We start from the raw sequence: 1,464 nt of genomic DNA, 5'->3' as shown, positions 1-1,464 counted from the left end.
ATTATTCGTTAAACGCGTTTACGATCAAACGGGACTTGACATCTACGAGAGCCAAATCAGGGATCGCCACTTCGCGATTTGCTTTTCGATGATGGCGTCACGATCAATTCCCGAAGAGTAGTCAATAAGTTCAAGGATGCTTTATCTACTGTTCCGCAGTACAAGCAAGCTGACATCAAGCGAAAGGGCGAAGCGGCGACGCTAAAATTGACCTCATATGACTGGAACTTTGACATCGTCCCCTGTTTTTATACAAACCCCGACTCAGCAGGAAAGACGTATTATGTTATACCGGACGGCGACGGGAACTGGAAATTTACTGATCCTACCATTGACCGTGCACGTGTTCGCCGCTTGGTAGCAGCCCGTGGAACTATAATCTTGAGTGTAATTCGTCTTGTTAAGTTCTGGAATTGCCGCCCAACGATGCCAACGATGGGTTCGTATTTGTTAGAGAACATGATTCTGGACTACTACGAAAGCCGTGATCCCACCACTTGGCCTGACTTGGAATTTAAGCAGGTCATCAAGTACATTGAGTCTGCCATATATGGTGCCGTGAACGACCCGAAGCTTATTCAAGGCGACCTGAACAAAGTTGAACTAGCCGACCGTTTCAAAATTTCGCTCCGCTGCGCATCTGACTACGCTAAGTGCGCTGAGGCACGCGAGCTAGAGTCAGTAGGAGATCATAAGGGTGCCATAGGAAAATGGGCTGAGGTCTTCGGCGATTTGTTCCCAGCCTTTACCTAGTTAAGTATCAAATGAATAATATTGTTGAAGCTGAGAACAAATCAGAGTCGATAACACAACTGGCAGCGCAGGCGGCGTTGTACTCAGCAGCTAAGAGGCTTTTCTCGATCCAGCTTATTTTAGGCATTCCTGTAATCGTGATTGTAGCCATCGCCGCATTGGCACTGGATAAGGAATGGTTCGGCCTGCCGAAGCGTGACATATCACCCTATGTCAGCATCGTAGGTTTAGCGTTGGTGTTACTTGATACCATTTTAATTAACCCGCTTATTGGTGCCCGCCGAAGTGCTGCTGCGAAGATTCAGCAGTGCTTTGACTCTGCTGTTTTAAGGCTACCTTGGAACGAAATTGCGTACGGTTCTACGCCCGACCCGGAAGACATTGAAGCTTGGGCTGAGAAGAACGCGAAACTGGTAGCATCGGGGAAGTTTAACGACTGGTATCGTGTTGAAGTTCGCGAACTACCCCACGAAACTGCGGTGTTGGTATGTCAGCGTGCTAATTGCTGGTGGGATATGAAATTGCGCAAGAGGTACAACATTGCGGTGGGCATTGTTGGAGCATTGCTGTTTTCGACGCTTCTAGGGGTGTCCGTTTGGCTCGATCTTTCGGCTACAAGTATTTTTAGCTTTGTCGTTGCTCCATTCCTGCCATTTGTTGCTATCGCTCGGCAGTCTCTAAAACCAAGTGCAACACTCTTTCCTGTAGAGT

At 47.9% G+C, this 1,464-nt stretch carries 2 protein-coding genes; both read left to right on the top strand.

Annotation, left to right across the window (positions count from 1 at the left end; translation table 11 throughout):
- Positions 1-78: 78 nt before the first annotated feature.
- Positions 79-753 carry a nucleotidyltransferase family protein gene (locus tag QWL29_RS26470; RefSeq protein WP_305825839.1) on the top strand — a complete coding sequence of 225 codons (675 nt, stop codon included), beginning with the start codon at positions 79-81 and terminating at the stop codon, positions 751-753.
- An 11-nt stretch (positions 754-764) separates the two neighbouring features.
- Positions 765-1,464 (top strand): S-4TM family putative pore-forming effector (locus QWL29_RS26465; RefSeq protein WP_305825838.1); only part of this gene is annotated, 700 nt, incomplete at its 3' end.

The sequence above is a fragment of the Massilia brevitalea genome (genome assembly GCF_030711405.1).
GTDB classification, from domain to species: domain Bacteria; phylum Pseudomonadota; class Gammaproteobacteria; order Burkholderiales; family Burkholderiaceae_D; genus Telluria; species Telluria brevitalea.
This window is presented reverse-complemented; position numbering and strand designations above follow the sequence as displayed.